Raw genomic sequence first — 16,793 nt, 5'->3', positions numbered from 1 at the left:
GAAATGGTGATGCCGGGTGACAACGTCAAGATGGTCGTCACCCTGATCAACCCGGTGGCAATGGACGAAGGCCTGCGCTTCGCCATCCGCGAAGGCGGCCGTACCGTCGGCGCCGGCGTGGTCTCGAAGATCATCGAGTAAGCCTGCAGTACCGGTGGTTGCATAGCGCCGCCGGTTACGCGAATGGCGGGCCGGGAACCTCGGTCCGCCTTCGCCGTCTAAGGGAAGGCAAGTTTCAACACGTACGCCAGTAGCTCAATTGGCAGAGCAGCGGTCTCCAAAACCGCAGGTTGGGGGTTCGAGTCCCTCCTGGCGTGCCATCTGCCCACCTTATCCAGCGGCCTGGGCCGCTAAAGCAGACACAGCCGGATGAATAGCAAGATCGAACATTCCAAGGACAACTCCGCCAACGGCGGGGATATCGTCAAGTACGTCGCCGCATCGCTGCTGGTGCTGGCCGGTCTGTTCGTCTGGTTCTGGTTCTCCGCCGACTCCGGTCGCGCCACCCAGTTGGGTGCGTGGGCGGGTCAGCTGCGTGCGTTGGCGGTCGTGGTCGGTCTGGTTGGCGGTATCGGCGTGTTCATGCTGACCGGCAAGGGGCGCGACACCCGCGAATTCCTCTCCGAGTCGCGCTTCGAACTGCGCAAGGTGGTCTGGCCGACGCGCCAGGAAGCCATCCGCATGACCTGGGTCGTGATGGTGGTGGTGACCATCCTCAGTCTGTTGCTGGGTGGGTTCGATTACGTCATTCAGTGGCTGGTTCAGTTGTTCCTGAGCCGCTAAGGAGAATTGCATGAAGCGTTGGTACGTCGTTCACGCCTATTCGGGCTTCGAGAAGTCGGTGGCGCAGGCTCTGCGCGATCGCATCGTCCGTGACGGCATGGAAGAGCGCTTCGGCGATGTCCTGGTCCCGACCGAAGAAGTGGTCGAGATGCGCGCTGGCCAGAAGCGCCGCTCCGAGCGCAAGTTCTTCCCGGGTTACGTGCTGGTCCAGATCGAGACCCACGAAGAAGCCGGTATCCCGCGCATCGACAACGAAAGCTGGCACCTGGTCAAGGAAACTCCGCGCGTGATGGGCTTCATCGGCGGCACCGCCGACCGTCCGCTGCCGATTGCCGATTCCGAGGCTGAAGCCATCCTGAACCGCGTTCAGGAAGGTGTCGAGAAGCCGCGTCCGAAGGTGCTGTTCGAGCCGGGCCAGATGGTCCGCGTCACCGACGGCCCGTTCAACGATTTCAATGGCGTCGTCGAAGAGGTCAACTACGAGAAGAGCCGTCTGCGCGTCTCGGTGCTGATCTTCGGTCGTGCCACTCCGGTCGAACTCGAGTTCGGCCAGGTCGAAAAGGCCGTCTGATCCAGCTGTAGAGTCGAGCTTGCTCGACTTTGCTGATCGGTCGAGCAAGCTCGACTCCACGGAACCAGGAACCGGGCCTTGCCCGGTTTCGTCCGTTTATGTGCCGCTTCAGGCATGTGAAGAAAAAACCTGATATAGTGCGCGGCTCCCCGCTGGGAAGCCAGCAGGACGAGGCCGCCGCAAGGTGGCCTTCAGCATGATTTCAAAACGCGATGCCGGGACGCGTGATTCCCGGTCCGATGGGGAGCCTGTTGTCGAAAGGCGCTAGCACCCGGAGAGTACTCACATGGCAAAGAAAGTTGTCGGTTACATCAAGCTGCAGGTGAAGGCCGGTCAGGCCAACCCCTCGCCGCCGGTCGGTCCTGCGCTGGGTCAGCGCGGTCTGAACATCATGGAATTCTGCAAGGCGTTCAACGCTGCCACGCAGAAGCTCGAGCCGGGTCTGCCGGTTCCGGTGATCATCACGGCCTACTCGGACCGTACGTTCACCTTCATCACCAAGAGCACCCCGGCTACCACCCTGCTGAAGAAGGCCGCTGGCATCTCGTCGGGCTCCAAGCGCCCGAACACCGAGAAGGTCGGCAAGGTCACCCGTAAGCAGCTGGAAGAGATCGCCAAGGCGAAGGAACCGGATCTGACTGCCGCCGATCTGGACGCCGCCGTGCGTACCATCGCTGGCTCTGCCCGTTCCATGGGCCTCGTGGTGGAGGGTTAATAAGATGGCACAGACCAAGCGTGAGAAGGCCATCAAGGCCGCCGTCGTTCCGGGCAAGGCATACGCCTTCGAGGACGCGATCAACATCCTGAAGAGCGCCACCAAGGCCAAGTTCGTCGAGTCGATCGACGTCGCTGTGCGCCTGGGCGTCGATGCGAAGAAGTCCGACCAGCAGGTCCGTGGCTCCACCGTGCTGCCGGCCGGTACCGGCAAGTCGGTCCGCGTCGCCGTGTTCGCTCCGGCCGGTGCCAAGGCTGATGAAGCCCTGGCCGCTGGCGCCGAAGCCGTCGGTATGGATGACCTGGCCGAGAAGATGCAGGCCGGCGATCTGAACTACGACGTCGTCATCGCGACCCCGGACGCCATGCGCGTCGTCGGTAAGCTGGGCACCGTGCTGGGCCCGCGCGGCCTGATGCCGAACCCGAAGGTCGGCACCGTTTCCCCGAACCCGGGTGAAGCCGTGAAGAACGCCAAGTCGGGTCAGGTCCGTTACCGCACCGACAAGGCCGGCATCATCCACTGCACCATCGGCAAGGCCGACTTCGCCGAAGACGCGCTGAAGTCGAACCTGACCGCGCTGCTGCTGGACCTGATCAAGGCCAAGCCGGCCACCTCGAAGGGCACCTACCTGCAGAAGGTTTCGGTCAGCTCGACGATGGGCCCGGGCGTCACCGTCGACCAGTCGTCGCTGACCCTGAAGTAATTGTTTCAAGCGGTCACGGTACCTTCGGTGCCGTGACCGTGACATTTGAAGGCATCGTTGGCAGTGCATCGCCCGCGGTAGCCGTCAAAGACCGCAGGCGCGGTCGTGGCAATACCGGCGACGGGCACGGAAGCTCGATCTGGCAAGGAGTCGCCGCCGGAGCAGTCATGAGCGCTTAATCGATTCCCCGGAATCACCCTGCGTAGATGGTGCCCTTCTGGAGTTTTTCTGGTTCACGCACGTCTGGGATTTCCCTGATTGCCTCCAGGTCTGGAACGGCCCACCCCCGGAACATCATCCCGATGTTCCCGGCGTCCAGGACGGATGCCGCACAGGACCGCACACGGCAGGAGCCGTAAGCGGAGTTCAATAGGAGGAGTGCAATGGCTCTCAATCTGTCCCAGAAGCAAGAAGTAGTCGCCGAGCTGGCAGACGTCGCCGCCAAGGCCCACTCCTTGATCGCAGCCGAATACGCTGGCACCACGGTCGCCCAGATGACCGCGATGCGCAAGCAGGCTCGTGAAACCGGTGTTTTCTTGAAGGTTGTCAAGAACACCCTGGCTTCGCGCGCCGTTGAAGGCACCGAGTTCGCAGTCGCCCAGGACCAGATGGTTGGTCCGCTGCTGTACGCGTTCTCGCTCGAGGAGCCCGGCGCTGCCGGTCGCCTGATCAAGGAAGCCGCCAAGGGCAACGACAAGCTGAAGGCTAAGGTCGTCGCCATCGGTGGCGAAGTGTTCCCGGCAAGCCACGTCGACGTGCTGGCATCGCTGCCGACCCGCGACCAGGCCCTGGCCATGCTGGCCCGCGTCCTGACCGAGCCGGTCACGATGTTTGCCCGCGCCATCAAGGCCGTTGGCGAGAAGCAGGGTGGTGGCGACGTCGCCGCCGACGCTGCCGAACCGGCCGCCGAGACCGCCTGAGTTTCGACTTACCGTGGTTCCTGACGGAACCTCAACCCAGAAAATCATCCAAAGGTATTAATCATGTCCCTTACCAACGAACAGATCGTCGACGCCATCGCCGAGAAGTCCCTGATGGAAGTGATGGAGCTGGTCAAGGCCATCGAAGAGAAGTTCGGCGTCTCCGCCGCTGCTCCGGTTGCCGTGGCTGCTGCCGCTGGCCCGGCCGCTGCTGTTGAAGAGCAGACCGAGTTCACCGTCACCCTGAAGTCGGCCGGCGACAAGAAGGTCGAAGTCATCAAGGCCGTCCGCGCCATCACCGGCCTGGGCCTGAAGGAAGCGAAGGACCTGGCCGAAGCCGGTGGCGTCCTGAAGGAAGGCGCTTCGAAGGAAGACGCCGAGAAGATGAAGAAGGACCTGGAAGCTGCTGGCGCGACTGTCGAAGTCAAGTAAGCAGTTACCTTGCATCGTCACCGATTCACGGCGATGCAGCCAAGGCTGGGGGCGTAAGCCCCCGGCCTTTGGTCGTTGTTGCGGTGTCGGTAGAGTCGACTGTTAGTCGACTGCTGTGAAGGAAGTCGACTAACAGTCGACTCTACCGTTTCAAATGCAGCAAAAAGCCCAACACGGGCTGCAGTCAAACCCCGCCGGCCAGCGCAGTGCGCGGCAGCAGGGGCGTGGTAGCAGACGAGTTGGCAGTTGGAAGTAGCGGGAGAAGGCGTGCTGGTGCCGGCAATACCAGCGACTTCCAACTGACAATTTCAAGTTCCCTTCGGATCGTGGGCGCACGATCCGCACAACAAGGTGGAAGACCTCATGACGTCCTATTCGTTCACCGAAAAAAAGCGTATCCGCAAGGATTTCGGCAAGCAGCGCTCGATTCTCGAAGTGCCGTTCCTGCTCGCCATCCAGGTGGATTCCTATCGTGAATTCCTGCAGGAAAACGTCGATCCGGCCAAGCGCACGGACCACGGCCTGCACGCTGCGCTGAAGTCGGTCTTCCCGATCGCCAGCTACAGCGGCAACGCTGCCCTGGAATACGTCGGCTACAAGCTGGGCGAACCGGTCTTCGACGAGCGCGAGTGCCGCCAGCGTGGCATGAGCTACGGCGCCCCGCTGCGCGTGACCGTGCGCCTGGTGATCTACGACCGTGAGTCGTCGACCAAGGCCATCAAGTACGTGAAGGAGCAGGAGGTCTATCTGGGCGAAATCCCGCTGATGACCGAGAACGGCACCTTCATCGTCAACGGCACCGAGCGCGTCATCGTCTCGCAGCTGCACCGCTCGCCGGGCGTGTTCTTCGACCACGACCGTGGCAAGACCCACAGCTCGGGCAAGCTGCTGTACAGCGCCCGCATCATTCCTTACCGCGGCTCCTGGCTGGACTTCGAGTTCGACCCGAAGGACGCGCTGTTCACCCGTATCGACCGTCGCCGCAAGCTGCCGGTGTCGATCCTGCTGCGCGCGCTCGGCTACAGCAACGAAGAGATGCTGGCCGAGTTCTTCGAGATCAACACCTTCCACATCAACCCGGATGAAGGCGTCCAGCTGGAGCTGGTGCCGGAGCGCCTGCGTGGCGAAACCCTGGGCTTCGACCTCGCCGACGGCGACAAGGTCATCGTGGAAGCCGGCAAGCGCATCACCGCGCGCCACATCAAGCAGCTGGAAGCCTCGGGCATCGCCGCCCTGGCCGTGCCGGACGACTACATCGTCGGCCGCATCCTGTCGCACGACGTGGTTGACGCATCGACCGGCGAACTGCTGGCCCAGGCCAATGACGAGATCACCGACGAGCAGCTGCAGGCCTTCCGCAAGGCCGGTGTGGATGCCGTGGGCACCCTGTGGGTGAACGATCTGGATCGTGGCCCGTACCTGTCCAACACCCTGCGCATCGACCCGACCAAGACCCAGCTGGAAGCCCTGGTCGAGATCTACCGCATGATGCGTCCGGGCGAGCCGCCGACCAAGGACGCTGCGCAGAACCTGTTCCACAACCTGTTCTTCACCTTCGAGCGCTACGACCTGTCCGCGGTCGGCCGCATGAAGTTCAACCGTCGCGTGGGCCGCAAGGAAACCACCGGCGAAGCCGTGCTGTACGACAGCAAGTACTTCGGTGAGCGCAACGACGAAGAGTCCAAGCGCCTGGTCGCCGCCCACGGCGACAGCTCCGACATCCTGGACGTGATCAAGGTCCTGACCGAGATCCGCAACGGTCGCGGCGTGGTCGACGATATCGACCACCTGGGCAACCGTCGCGTGCGTTCGGTCGGCGAAATGGCGGAGAACGTGTTCCGCGTCGGCCTGGTCCGCGTCGAGCGCGCGGTCAAGGAGCGCCTGTCGATGGCCGAGTCCGAAGGCCTGACCCCGCAGGAGCTGATCAACGCCAAGCCGGTTGCCGCTGCCATCAAGGAGTTCTTCGGCTCCTCGCAGCTGTCGCAGTTCATGGACCAGAACAACCCGCTGTCGGAAGTGACCCACAAGCGTCGCGTCTCGGCCCTGGGCCCGGGCGGCCTGACCCGTGAGCGCGCCGGCTTCGAAGTGCGCGACGTGCACCCGACCCATTACGGTCGCGTCTGCACCATCGAAACCCCGGAAGGCCCGAACATCGGCCTGATCAACTCGCTGGCCGTGTACGCCCGCACCAACCAGTACGGTTTCCTCGAGACTCCGTACCGCAAGGTCGTGGACGGCAAGGTCTATGACGAAGTCGAGTTCCTGTCGGCGATCGAAGAAAACGAGTACGTCATTGCGCAGGCCAACGCGCTGACCGACGCCAAGGGCACCCTGACCGAGCAGTTCGTTCCGTGCCGCTTCCAGGGCGAATCGCTGCTGAAGCCGCCGGCGGAAGTCCACTTCATGGACGTCTCGCCGATGCAGACCGTGTCGATCGCGGCCGCGCTGGTTCCGTTCCTGGAGCACGATGACGCGAACCGCGCACTGATGGGCGCCAACATGCAGCGTCAGGCGGTGCCGACCCTGCGTGCGCAGAAGCCGCTGGTCGGTACCGGCATCGAGCGCGCCGTGGCGCGTGACTCCGGTGTGACCGTGAACGCCCGCCGTGGTGGCGAGATCGTGCAGATCGACGCGGCCCGCATCGTGGTCAAGGTCAACGAGGAAGAGATCGTTGGCGCCACCGATGCAGGCGTGGACATCTACAACCTGGTCAAGTACACCCGTTCGAACCAGAACACCTGCATCAACCAGCGTCCGCTGGTCCAGGTGGGTGACGTCATCGCCCGCGGCGACGTGCTGGCCGACGGTCCGTCCACCGACATCGGCGAACTGGCCCTGGGCCAGAACATGCTGATCGCGTTCATGCCGTGGAACGGCTACAACTTCGAAGACTCCATCCTGCTCTCCGAGCGCGTGGTGGAAGAGGATCGTTACACCACGATCCACATCGAAGAGCTGACCTGCGTCGCGCGTGACACCAAGCTGGGGCCGGAGGAAATCTCCGCCGACATCCCGAACGTCTCCGAGCAGGCGCTGAACCGCCTGGACGAGAGCGGCGTGGTGTACATCGGTGCGGAAGTCCGCGCCGGCGACATCATGGTCGGCAAGGTCACCCCGAAGGGCGAAAGCCAGCTGACCCCGGAAGAGAAGCTGCTGCGCGCGATCTTCGGCGAGAAGGCTTCGGACGTTAAGGACAGCTCGCTGCGCGTTCCGCCGGGCATGGACGGCACCGTCATCGACGTGCAGGTCTTCACCCGCGACGGCATCGAGAAGGACAAGCGCGCCCGCCAGATCGAAGAGTCTGAAATCAAGCGCGTCAAGAAGGACTTCGACGACCAGTTCCGCATCCTGGAAGCCGCCATCTACATGCGTCTGCGTTCGCAGATCGTGGGCAAGGTGGTCAACGGTGGCGCTGGCCTGAAGAAGGGTGACGTGATCACCGACGCCTTCCTGGACGGCCTGAAGAAGGCTGACTGGTTCGCCCTGCGCATGAAGGACGAGGACGCTTCGGAAGCCATCGAACGCGCGCAGAAGCAGATCCAGGCGCACGAGAAGGAATTCGAGCGTCGCTTCGCCGACAAGCGCGGCAAGATCACCGCCGGTGACGACCTCGCCCCGGGCGTGCTGAAGATGGTCAAGGTGTTCCTGGCCGTGAAGCGCCGCATCCAGCCGGGCGACAAGATGGCAGGCCGCCACGGCAACAAGGGTGTGGTCTCCAACGTGGTGCCGGTCGAGGACATGCCGTACATGGCCTCGGGCGAAACCGTGGACATCGTGCTGAACCCGCTGGGCGTGCCGTCGCGTATGAACATCGGCCAGATCCTGGAAGTGCACCTGGGCTGGGCGGCCAAGGGCCTGGGCCGCAAGATCCAGGCGATGATGGAAGCCCAGGCCGCCGTTGCCGACCTGCGCAAGTTCCTGGACGACATCTACAACCACGACGACACCAACGTGGCCAACCGCGTCGACCTGTCGCAGTTCAGCGACGAGGAGCTGCTGCGCCTGGCCCGTAACCTCACCGACGGCGTGCCGATGGCCACCCCGGTGTTCGACGGTGCCACCGAAGCGGAAATCAAGCGCATGCTGGAACTGGCCGACCTGCCGAGCAGTGGCCAGACCCAGCTGTACGACGGCCGCACCGGTGAAGCGTTCGATCGCCACACCACCGTCGGTTACATGCACTACCTGAAGCTGAACCACCTGGTCGACGACAAGATGCACGCCCGTTCGACCGGTCCGTACTCGCTCGTCACCCAGCAGCCGCTGGGCGGCAAGGCGCAGTTCGGCGGCCAGCGCTTCGGTGAAATGGAAGTCTGGGCGCTGGAAGCCTACGGCGCGGCCTACACCCTGCAGGAAATGCTGACGGTGAAGTCCGATGACGTGCAGGGCCGCAACCAGATGTACAAGAACATCGTCGACGGTGAGCACGAGATGGTCGCGGGCATGCCGGAATCCTTCAACGTGCTCGTGAAGGAAATCCGCTCGCTGGCCATCAACATGGAACTGGAAGACAACTGATCCATGCCGGCGCGGCGGTCAACGCCGCCGCGCCGCTGGCAGTGAACTGAAAGCCCATCGACACAGCATTCCTCCTTCTGGAGAACACCATGAAAGACCTGCTCAACCTCTTCAACCAGCAGCGCCAGACGCTGGACTTCGACGCGATCAAGATCGCGCTGGCTTCGCCGGACCTGATCCGTTCGTGGTCCTTCGGCGAAGTGAAGAAGCCGGAAACCATCAACTACCGTACCTTCAAGCCGGAACGCGACGGCCTGTTCTGCGCCGCCATCTTCGGCCCGGTGAAGGACTACGAGTGCCTGTGCGGCAAGTACAAGCGCATGAAGCACCGCGGCGTGGTCTGCGAAAAGTGCGGTACCGAAGTGACCCTGGCCAAGGTGCGCCGCGAGCGCATGGGCCACATCGACCTGGCCTCGCCGGTCGCGCACATCTGGTTCCTGAAGTCGCTGCCGTCGCGCATCGGCCTGATGCTGGACATGACCCTGCGCGACATCGAGCGCGTGCTGTACTTCGAAGCCTACGTGGTGACCGAGCCGGGCCTGACTGCCCTGGAGCGCCGCCAGCTGCTGACCGAGGAACAGTACCTGCAGGCCCGCCAGGAGCACGGTGACGACTTCGACGCCGCGATGGGCGCCGAGGCCGTGTACGAACTGCTGCGCACGATCGACCTGCAGTCGGAAATGACCCGCCTGCGCGAGGAAATCGCCGCTACCGGTTCGGAAACCAAGCTCAAGCGCCTCACCAAGCGCATCAAGCTGATCGAAGCCTTCCTGGAATCGGGCAACCGTCCGGAATGGATGGTCATGACCGTGCTGCCGGTGCTGCCGCCGGACCTGCGCCCGCTGGTCCCGCTGGATGGCGGCCGCTTCGCGACCTCCGACCTGAACGACCTGTACCGCCGCGTCATCAACCGCAACAACCGCCTGCGCCGCCTGCTCGAACTGAGCGCGCCGGACATCATCGTGCGCAATGAAAAGCGCATGCTGCAGGAGTCGGTCGATGCGCTGCTGGACAACGGCCGTCGTGGCCGTGCCATCACCGGCACCAACAAGCGCCCGCTGAAGTCGCTGGCCGACATGATCAAGGGCAAGCAGGGTCGCTTCCGCCAGAACCTGCTCGGCAAGCGCGTCGACTACTCGGGCCGTTCGGTCATCGTGGTCGGCCCGTACCTGCGCCTGCACCAGTGCGGCCTGCCGAAGAAGATGGCGCTCGAGCTGTTCAAGCCGTTCGTCTTCGCCAAGCTGCAGCGTCGTGGCCTGGCCACCACCATCAAGGCCGCCAAGAAGCTGGTCGAGCGCGAAGAAGCCGAAGTCTGGGACATCCTGGAAGAGGTCATCCGCGAGCACCCGGTGATGCTGAACCGTGCGCCGACCCTGCACCGTCTGGGCATCCAGGCGTTCGAGCCGGTGCTGATCGAAGGCAAGGCCATCCAGCTGCACCCGCTGGTCTGCACCGCGTTCAACGCCGACTTCGACGGTGACCAGATGGCCGTCCACGTGCCGCTCTCGCTGGAAGCCCAGCTGGAAGCGCGTGCGCTGATGATGTCGACCAACAACATCCTGTCGCCGGCCAACGGCGAGCCGATCATCGTGCCGTCGCAGGACGTCGTGCTGGGTCTGTACTACATGACCCGCTCGCTGGAAAACAAGAAGGGCGAGGGCATGGCCTTCGCCAACATCGCCGAAGTGAAGCGTGCCTACGACAACCGCGTGGTGGAACTGCACGCGCGCGTCAAGGTCCGCATCACCGAAGTGGTGACCGACGAAGACGGCAACAAGCAGAACAAGACCTCGATCGTGGACACCACGATCGGTCGCGCCCTGCTGGCTGAAATCCTGCCGGAAGGCCTGCCGTTCGCGCTGGCCAACACCGAGCTGACCAAGAAGAACATCAGCCGCCTGATCAACTCCAGCTACCGCCAGCTGGGCCTGAAGGACACGGTCGTGTTCGCCGACAAGCTGATGTACACCGGCTTCGCGTACGCGACCCGCGCCGGCGTCTCGATCGGCATCGACGACATGCTGATCCCGGACGAGAAGAAGGGCATCCTCACCGAGGCCGAAGCCGAAGTGCTGGAAATCCAGGAGCAGTACCAGTCGGGCCTGGTCACCGCCGGCGAGCGCTACAACAAGGTGGTCGACATCTGGTCGCGCACCAACGAGCGCATCGCCAAGGCGATGATGGACACCATCGGTACCGAGAAGGTGGTCAATGCCAAGGGTGAGACCATCGACCAGAAGTCGATGAACTCGCTGTACATCATGGCCGACTCCGGTGCGCGTGGTTCGCAGGCGCAGATCCGTCAGCTGGCCGGCATGCGTGGCCTGATGGCCCGCCCGGACGGCTCGATCATCGAGACGCCCATCAAGGCGAACTTCCGCGAAGGCCTGAACGTGCAGGAGTACTTCAACTCCACCCACGGTGCCCGTAAGGGTCTGGCCGATACCGCGCTGAAGACCGCGAACTCGGGTTACCTGACCCGTCGTCTGGTCGACGTGGCACAGGACGTGGTGATCACCGAGGTGGATTGCGGTACCACCGAAGGCCTGATCATGACCCCGATCGTGGAAGGCGGCGACGTGGTCGAGCCGCTGAAGGACCGCGTGCTGGGTCGCGTGGTTGCCGAGGACGTGTTCCTGCCGGGCAACGACGAAGATCCGATCGTCACCCGCAACACCCTGCTGGACGAAGCCTGGGTTGCCAAGCTGGAAGATGCCGGCGTGCAGACCATCAAGGTCCGCTCGACCATCTCCTGCGAATCGGCCTTCGGCGTCTGCTCGCGCTGCTACGGCCGCGACCTGGCCCGTGGCCACCTGGTCAACATCGGTGAAGCGGTCGGCGTCATCGCCGCCCAGTCCATCGGTGAGCCGGGTACCCAGCTGACCATGCGTACGTTCCACATCGGTGGTGCGGCGTCGCGAGCTGCTGCGGTCGACAACATCACCGTCAAGACCACCGGCTCGGTCAAGTTCAGCAACCTCAAGTCGGTCGAGCATGCCAACGGCTCGCTGGTGGCAGTGTCGCGCTCGGGCGAAATCTCGGTGCTCGATGCCCACGGCCGTGAGCGTGAGCGTTACAAGCTGCCGTACGGTGCGACCATCACGTCCAAGGACGGTGATGCGATCAAGGCTGGCCAGACCGTGGCCAACTGGGATCCGCATAACCACCCGATCGTGTCGGAAGTGGCCGGCTTCATCCGCTTCATCGACTTCGTCGACGGCATCACCGTCATCGAGAAGACCGACGAGCTGACCGGCCTGGCGTCGCGCGAAATCACCGATCCGAAGCGTCGTGGTACCCAGGCCAAGGACCTGCGCCCGATCGTGCGCATCGTCGACGCCAAGGGCAACGACCTGTCGATTCCGGGCACCGACCTGCCGGCGCAGTACCTGCTGCCGCCGCGCTCGATCGTCAACCTGCAGGACGGCGCTGCCGTCGGCGTGGGTGACGTGGTCGCCAAGATCCCGCAGGAAGCGTCGAAGACCCGCGACATCACCGGTGGTCTGCCGCGCGTGGCCGATCTGTTCGAGGCCCGCAAGCCGAAGGATCCGGCGGTGCTGGCCGAGCGTTCGGGCATCATCAGCTTCGGCAAGGACACCAAGGGCAAGCAGCGCCTGATCATCAAGGACACCGATGGTTCGGAGCACGAAGAGCTGATCCCGAAGTACCGCCAGGTCATCGTGTTCGAAGGCGAGCATGTCACCAAGGGTGAAACCATCGTGGACGGCGAGCCGAGCCCGCAGGACATCCTGCGCCTGCTGGGTGTCGAACCGCTGGCCGCCTACCTGGTGAAGGAAATCCAGGACGTGTACCGCCTGCAGGGCGTGAAGATCAACGACAAGCACATCGAGGTGATCACCCGCCAGATGCTGCGCAAGGTCGAGATCACCGACCAGGGCAGCAGCAAGTTCCTGAACGGCGAACAGGTGGAGCGCCAGCGCGTTATCGAGGAGAATGCCCGCCTTGCAGCCCGCAATGAGCTGCCGGCGCACTTCGATCCGGTCCTGCTGGGTATCACCAAGGCCTCGCTGGCGACCGAATCGTTCATCTCGGCCGCGTCGTTCCAGGAAACCACCCGCGTGCTGACCGAAGCGGCCGTCCGCGGCACCTCGGACAACCTGCGTGGCCTGAAGGAAAACGTCATCGTGGGTCGCCTGATTCCGGCCGGTACCGGCCTGGCGTACCACAGCAACCGCCGTCGCGGCGCTTCCGGCCTCACCGAGTCGGAAATGCAGACCCTTGCCGGCACCCCGGCCGCGGTCGAGGCACCGGTGGTTGAAGCCGAAGCTGAACAGGCCTCGGAAGACTGAAACACGGGTCCGGCCTCAGGGCCGGACCACCCGGGCGGGTAGCGTCGACTGTCAGTCGACTGCTATCGAGAGTCGACTGACAGTCGACTCTACCGGTGCAGGGCAGGGTGGACCGCTTGCGGTTCACCCCGCCAACCTGAACGGGGTACATGGAGGCCCCCCAGTAACGTTCCGGGATCAGGAACGGGCTTGACAGGAGGCGTTTGACTGCTTTCCTGGCAGGTTGCTACAATCGTCTGTCTCAGCAGGCCAGAATTTTGGCCTGCTTTAACATTTCCGCATCTCTGGCCGGATTTTCCGGCCACCAATCAGAAGAACCTACTGATGGCGACGATCAACCAGCTGGTCCGCAAGCCGCGGCAAGCGACCACCTACAAGAGTGCCTCGCCGGCGCTCGACAAGTGCCCGCAGCGCCGTGGCGTCTGCACCCGTGTCTACACCACCACCCCGAAGAAGCCGAACTCGGCTCTGCGCAAGGTTGCCAAGGTCCGCCTGACCAACCAGGAAGAAGTGATTTCCTACATCGGTGGTGAAGGCCACAACCTGCAGGAGCACTCCGTGGTCCTGATCCGCGGCGGTCGCGTCAAGGACCTGCCGGGTGTGCGTTACCACACCGTTCGTGGCTCGCTCGACGCCGCCGGCGTTGCCAAGCGTCGCCAGGCCCGTTCCAAGTACGGCGCCAAGCGTCCGAAGGCATAAGGAGAGAGCACTATGTCGCGTAAGGGTAATACTCCGCAGCGTTCCGTCCTGCCCGATCCGAAGCACGGAAGCGAAACCATCGCCCGCTTCATCAACATGGTCATGCAGAGCGGCAAGAAGTCCGTCGCCGAAAAGATCGTGTACGGCGCCATGGACGTGATCACCGAGAAGAACAGCAGCGCCAACGCCATTGAACTGGTGCAGAAGGCTCTGGACAACGTCGCTCCGGCGGTCGAAGTCAAGTCGCGCCGCGTCGGTGGTGCCACCTACCAGGTGCCGGTCGAAGTGCGTTCGTCGCGCAAGATGGCCCTGGCCATGCGCTGGCTGATCGACTCCGCGCGCAAGCGTGGCGAGAACACCATGCCGAAGAAGCTGGCTGCTGAACTGATCGACGCCTCGGAAAACCGTGGCGGCGCCATCAAGAAGCGCGAAGAAACCCACCGCATGGCCGAAGCCAACAAGGCATTCGCCCACTACCGCTGGTGAGTTTGACGGCCTTGTAAAACAGGCAGGGCAGCACCACTTCGGTGCGTGCTGCCTCGCGGTCCCAGAAGGGCTGCGCCAATCCGAAGGCCGCCGAAAGGCGGCGTTCGGCCATCCGAAATCCAAGAAATCTGAGAGGCTCCCGTGGCCCGTTCCACTCCCATCGAGCGTTACCGTAACTTCGGCATCATGGCTCACATCGATGCCGGCAAGACCACCACGTCCGAGCGCATCCTGTTCTACACCGGCAAGAGCCACAAGATCGGTGAAGTGCATGACGGCGCCGCCACCATGGACTGGATGGAGCAGGAGCAGGAGCGTGGCATCACGATCCAGTCCGCTGCCACCACCGCGTTCTGGAAGGGCATGGATAAGTCCCTGCCGGAGCACCGCTTCAACATCATCGACACCCCCGGGCACGTCGACTTCACCATCGAAGTGGAGCGCTCGCTGCGCGTGCTCGACGGTGCCGTCTTCGTCCTGTGCGCCGTCGGTGGCGTGCAGCCGCAGTCGGAAACCGTGTGGCGCCAGGCCAACAAGTACCACGTGCCGCGCATCGCGTTCGTCAACAAGATGGACCGCACCGGTGCCAACTTCCAGAAGGTCGTCGGCCAGCTGAAGGCCAAGCTGGGCGCGGTTGCCGTGCCGATGCAGCTGCCGATCGGCGCTGAAGACAACTTCAAGGGCGTTGTCGACCTGCTGAAGATGAAGGCCATCCATTGGGATGAGGCTTCGCAGGGCATGAAGTTCGAATACGGTGAAATCCCGGCCGAACTGCAGGGCCCGGCTGAAGAGGCTCGCCAGTTCATGGTCGAGACCGCTGCCGAAGCCAGCGAAGAGCTGATGGAAAAGTACCTGGGCGGCGAAGAGCTGGCCGAGGCCGAAATCATCAACGCCCTGCGTACCCGTACCCTGGCGACCGAGATCGTGCCGATGTACTGCGGCTCGGCCTTCAAGAACAAGGGCGTGCAGGCCATGCTGGACGGCGTGATCCAGCTGCTGCCGTCGCCGGTCGACGTGCCGGACGTGAAGGGCGTGGACGTTGACGACGACACCGTCGAAATGACCCGCAAGTCCGACGACAAGGCTCCGTTCTCGTCGCTGGCCTTCAAGATCATCACCGACCCGTTCGTCGGCGCGCTGACCTTCTTCCGTGTCTACTCGGGCACCCTGAACGGTGGCGACACCGTGCTGAACTCGGTGAAGGGCAAGAAGGAGCGCATCGGCCGCATCCTGCAGATGCACTCGAACAACCGCGAGGAAATCAAGGAAGTTCTGGCCGGTGACATCGCCGCTGCCGTGGGCCTGAAGGACACCACCACCGGTGACACCCTGTGCGCCGTGGACGCCCCGATCATCCTGGAGCGCATGACGTTCCCGGAGCCGGTGATCTCGATGGCCGTCGAGCCGAAGACCAAGTCGGACCAGGAAAAGATGGGTCTGGCCCTGGGCCGTCTGGCGCAGGAAGATCCGTCGTTCCGCGTCAAGACCGACGAAGAATCCGGCCAGACCATCATCTCGGGCATGGGCGAGCTGCACCTGGACATCATCGTCGACCGCCTGAAGCGCGAGTTCAACGTTGAAGCCAACGTCGGCGCGCCGCAGGTGGCCTACCGCGAAACCATCACCCTGGCCGACGTCAAGTCGGACTACAAGCACGCCAAGCAGTCCGGTGGTAAGGGTCAGTACGGTCACGTCGTGATCGAACTGTCGCCGATCACCGCTGCCGACCGTGCCGATCCGAAGCTGGCTCCGGCCATCAAGGACGACTTCCTGTTCATCAACGACATCACCGGCGGCGTGATCCCGAAGGAATTCATTCCGTCGGTTGAAAAGGGCCTGCGCGAAACCATCACCAGCGGTCCGCTGGCTGGCTTCCCGGTCGTGGACGTCAAGGTGAAGCTGGTGTTCGGTTCGTACCACGACGTTGACTCCTCGGAAATGGCGTTCAAGCTGGCTTCGTCGATGGCCTTCAAGCAGGGCTTCGCCAAGGCCAAGCCGGTGCTGCTGGAGCCGATCATGAAGGTCGAGATCGTGACCCCGGAGGATTACCAGGGTGACGTGATGGGCGACGTCAGCCGTCGTCGCGGCGTGCTGCAGGGTTCCGACACCACCGGTGACGGTTCGGCCAGCATCATCAACGCGATGATCCCGCTGGGTGAAATGTTCGGCTACGCCACTGCGCTGCGTTCGCAGACCCAGGGCCGCGCCACCTTCACCATGGAATTCGATCACTACGAGCCGGCTCCGACCAACATCGCCGAAGCCGTCATGAAGAAGGGCTGAGCCTCGCTCAGCCTCTCTTGAAACCACTTACGAACAATCAAGGTATAGAACAATGGCAAAGGGTAAGTTCGAGCGCACCAAGCCGCACGTCAACGTCGGCACCATCGGTCACGTCGATCACGGCAAGACCACGCTGACCGCCGCACTGACCAAGATCGGTGCCGAGCGCTTCGGTGGCGAGTTCAAGGATTACTCCTCGATCGACGCCGCTCCGGAAGAAAAGGCGCGTGGCATCACGATCTCGACCGCGCACGTCGAATACGAATCCCCGGTCCGTCACTACGCCCACGTCGATTGCCCGGGCCATGCTGACTACGTCAAGAACATGATCACCGGTGCCGCCCAGATGGACGGCGCGATCCTGGTGTGCTCG

13 protein-coding genes and 1 tRNA gene are annotated in these 16,793 nt (G+C 63.4%); all 14 read left to right on the top strand.

Going from position 1 to position 16,793, the window contains the following annotated elements; all coding sequences use genetic code 11:
• A partial coding sequence (locus tag AC5P5R_RS21975) for an EF-Tu C-terminal domain-related protein (protein ID WP_487247787.1) occupies nucleotides 1-141 on the top strand: 141 nt, incomplete at its 5' end.
• 103 nt (nucleotides 142-244) lie between these two features.
• Nucleotides 245-320: transfer RNA gene (locus tag AC5P5R_RS21970), tRNA-Trp, on the top strand.
• Nucleotides 321-369: 49 nt separating this feature from the next.
• Nucleotides 370-783, top strand: a complete 414-nt coding sequence (gene secE, locus AC5P5R_RS21965) for a preprotein translocase subunit SecE (RefSeq protein ID WP_005408202.1) — start codon at nucleotides 370-372, stop codon at nucleotides 781-783.
• A 10-nt stretch (nucleotides 784-793) separates the two neighbouring features.
• On the top strand, nucleotides 794-1,354 hold the full coding sequence (gene nusG / locus AC5P5R_RS21960) for a transcription termination/antitermination protein NusG (protein WP_004154362.1): 561 nt from the start codon (nucleotides 794-796) through the stop codon (nucleotides 1,352-1,354).
• 286 nt (nucleotides 1,355-1,640) lie between these two features.
• Nucleotides 1,641-2,069 (top strand): 50S ribosomal protein L11, encoded by a 429-nt coding sequence (gene rplK, locus AC5P5R_RS21955; RefSeq protein ID WP_004145248.1) that lies wholly within the window; start codon nucleotides 1,641-1,643, stop codon nucleotides 2,067-2,069.
• A 4-nt stretch (nucleotides 2,070-2,073) separates the two neighbouring features.
• Nucleotides 2,074-2,772: a 50S ribosomal protein L1 gene (gene rplA / locus AC5P5R_RS21950; RefSeq protein WP_004154350.1), complete on the top strand. Its 699-nt coding sequence runs from the start codon at nucleotides 2,074-2,076 to the stop codon at nucleotides 2,770-2,772.
• Between the two features lie 383 nt (nucleotides 2,773-3,155).
• A complete protein-coding gene (gene rplJ, locus AC5P5R_RS21945; protein ID WP_005408203.1) occupies nucleotides 3,156-3,692 on the top strand; it encodes a 50S ribosomal protein L10 in 537 nt (178 codons plus the stop codon).
• 63 nt (nucleotides 3,693-3,755) lie between these two features.
• Nucleotides 3,756-4,124: a 50S ribosomal protein L7/L12 gene (gene rplL, locus AC5P5R_RS21940; protein WP_005408204.1), complete on the top strand. Its 369-nt coding sequence runs from the start codon at nucleotides 3,756-3,758 to the stop codon at nucleotides 4,122-4,124.
• Nucleotides 4,125-4,487: 363 nt separating this feature from the next.
• A complete protein-coding gene (gene rpoB, locus AC5P5R_RS21935) occupies nucleotides 4,488-8,642 on the top strand; it encodes a DNA-directed RNA polymerase subunit beta (RefSeq protein WP_005408205.1) in 4,155 nt (1,384 codons plus the stop codon).
• Nucleotides 8,643-8,731: 89 nt separating this feature from the next.
• On the top strand, nucleotides 8,732-12,952 hold the full coding sequence (rpoC, locus tag AC5P5R_RS21930) for a DNA-directed RNA polymerase subunit beta' (RefSeq protein ID WP_005412340.1): 4,221 nt from the start codon (nucleotides 8,732-8,734) through the stop codon (nucleotides 12,950-12,952).
• Between the two features lie 324 nt (nucleotides 12,953-13,276).
• Nucleotides 13,277-13,651, top strand: coding sequence for a 30S ribosomal protein S12 (gene rpsL / locus AC5P5R_RS21925; protein ID WP_004145320.1), 375 nt, complete (start codon nucleotides 13,277-13,279; stop codon nucleotides 13,649-13,651).
• A 12-nt stretch (nucleotides 13,652-13,663) separates the two neighbouring features.
• On the top strand, nucleotides 13,664-14,137 hold the full coding sequence (gene rpsG, locus AC5P5R_RS21920) for a 30S ribosomal protein S7 (protein ID WP_004145321.1): 474 nt from the start codon (nucleotides 13,664-13,666) through the stop codon (nucleotides 14,135-14,137).
• Nucleotides 14,138-14,278: 141 nt separating this feature from the next.
• Nucleotides 14,279-16,420: an elongation factor G gene (gene fusA / locus AC5P5R_RS21915; RefSeq protein ID WP_005408207.1), complete on the top strand. Its 2,142-nt coding sequence runs from the start codon at nucleotides 14,279-14,281 to the stop codon at nucleotides 16,418-16,420.
• A gap of 52 nt (nucleotides 16,421-16,472) precedes the next feature.
• Nucleotides 16,473-16,793: GTP-binding protein (locus AC5P5R_RS21910; RefSeq protein WP_254005100.1), on the top strand; the 321-nt coding region annotated here is incomplete at its 3' end.

It is taken from the genome of Stenotrophomonas sp. YJH_SMC_19 (assembly GCF_059367915.1).
The sequence above is the reverse complement of the archived record's forward strand: the minus strand, read 5'-3'. Positions and strand labels throughout refer to the sequence as shown.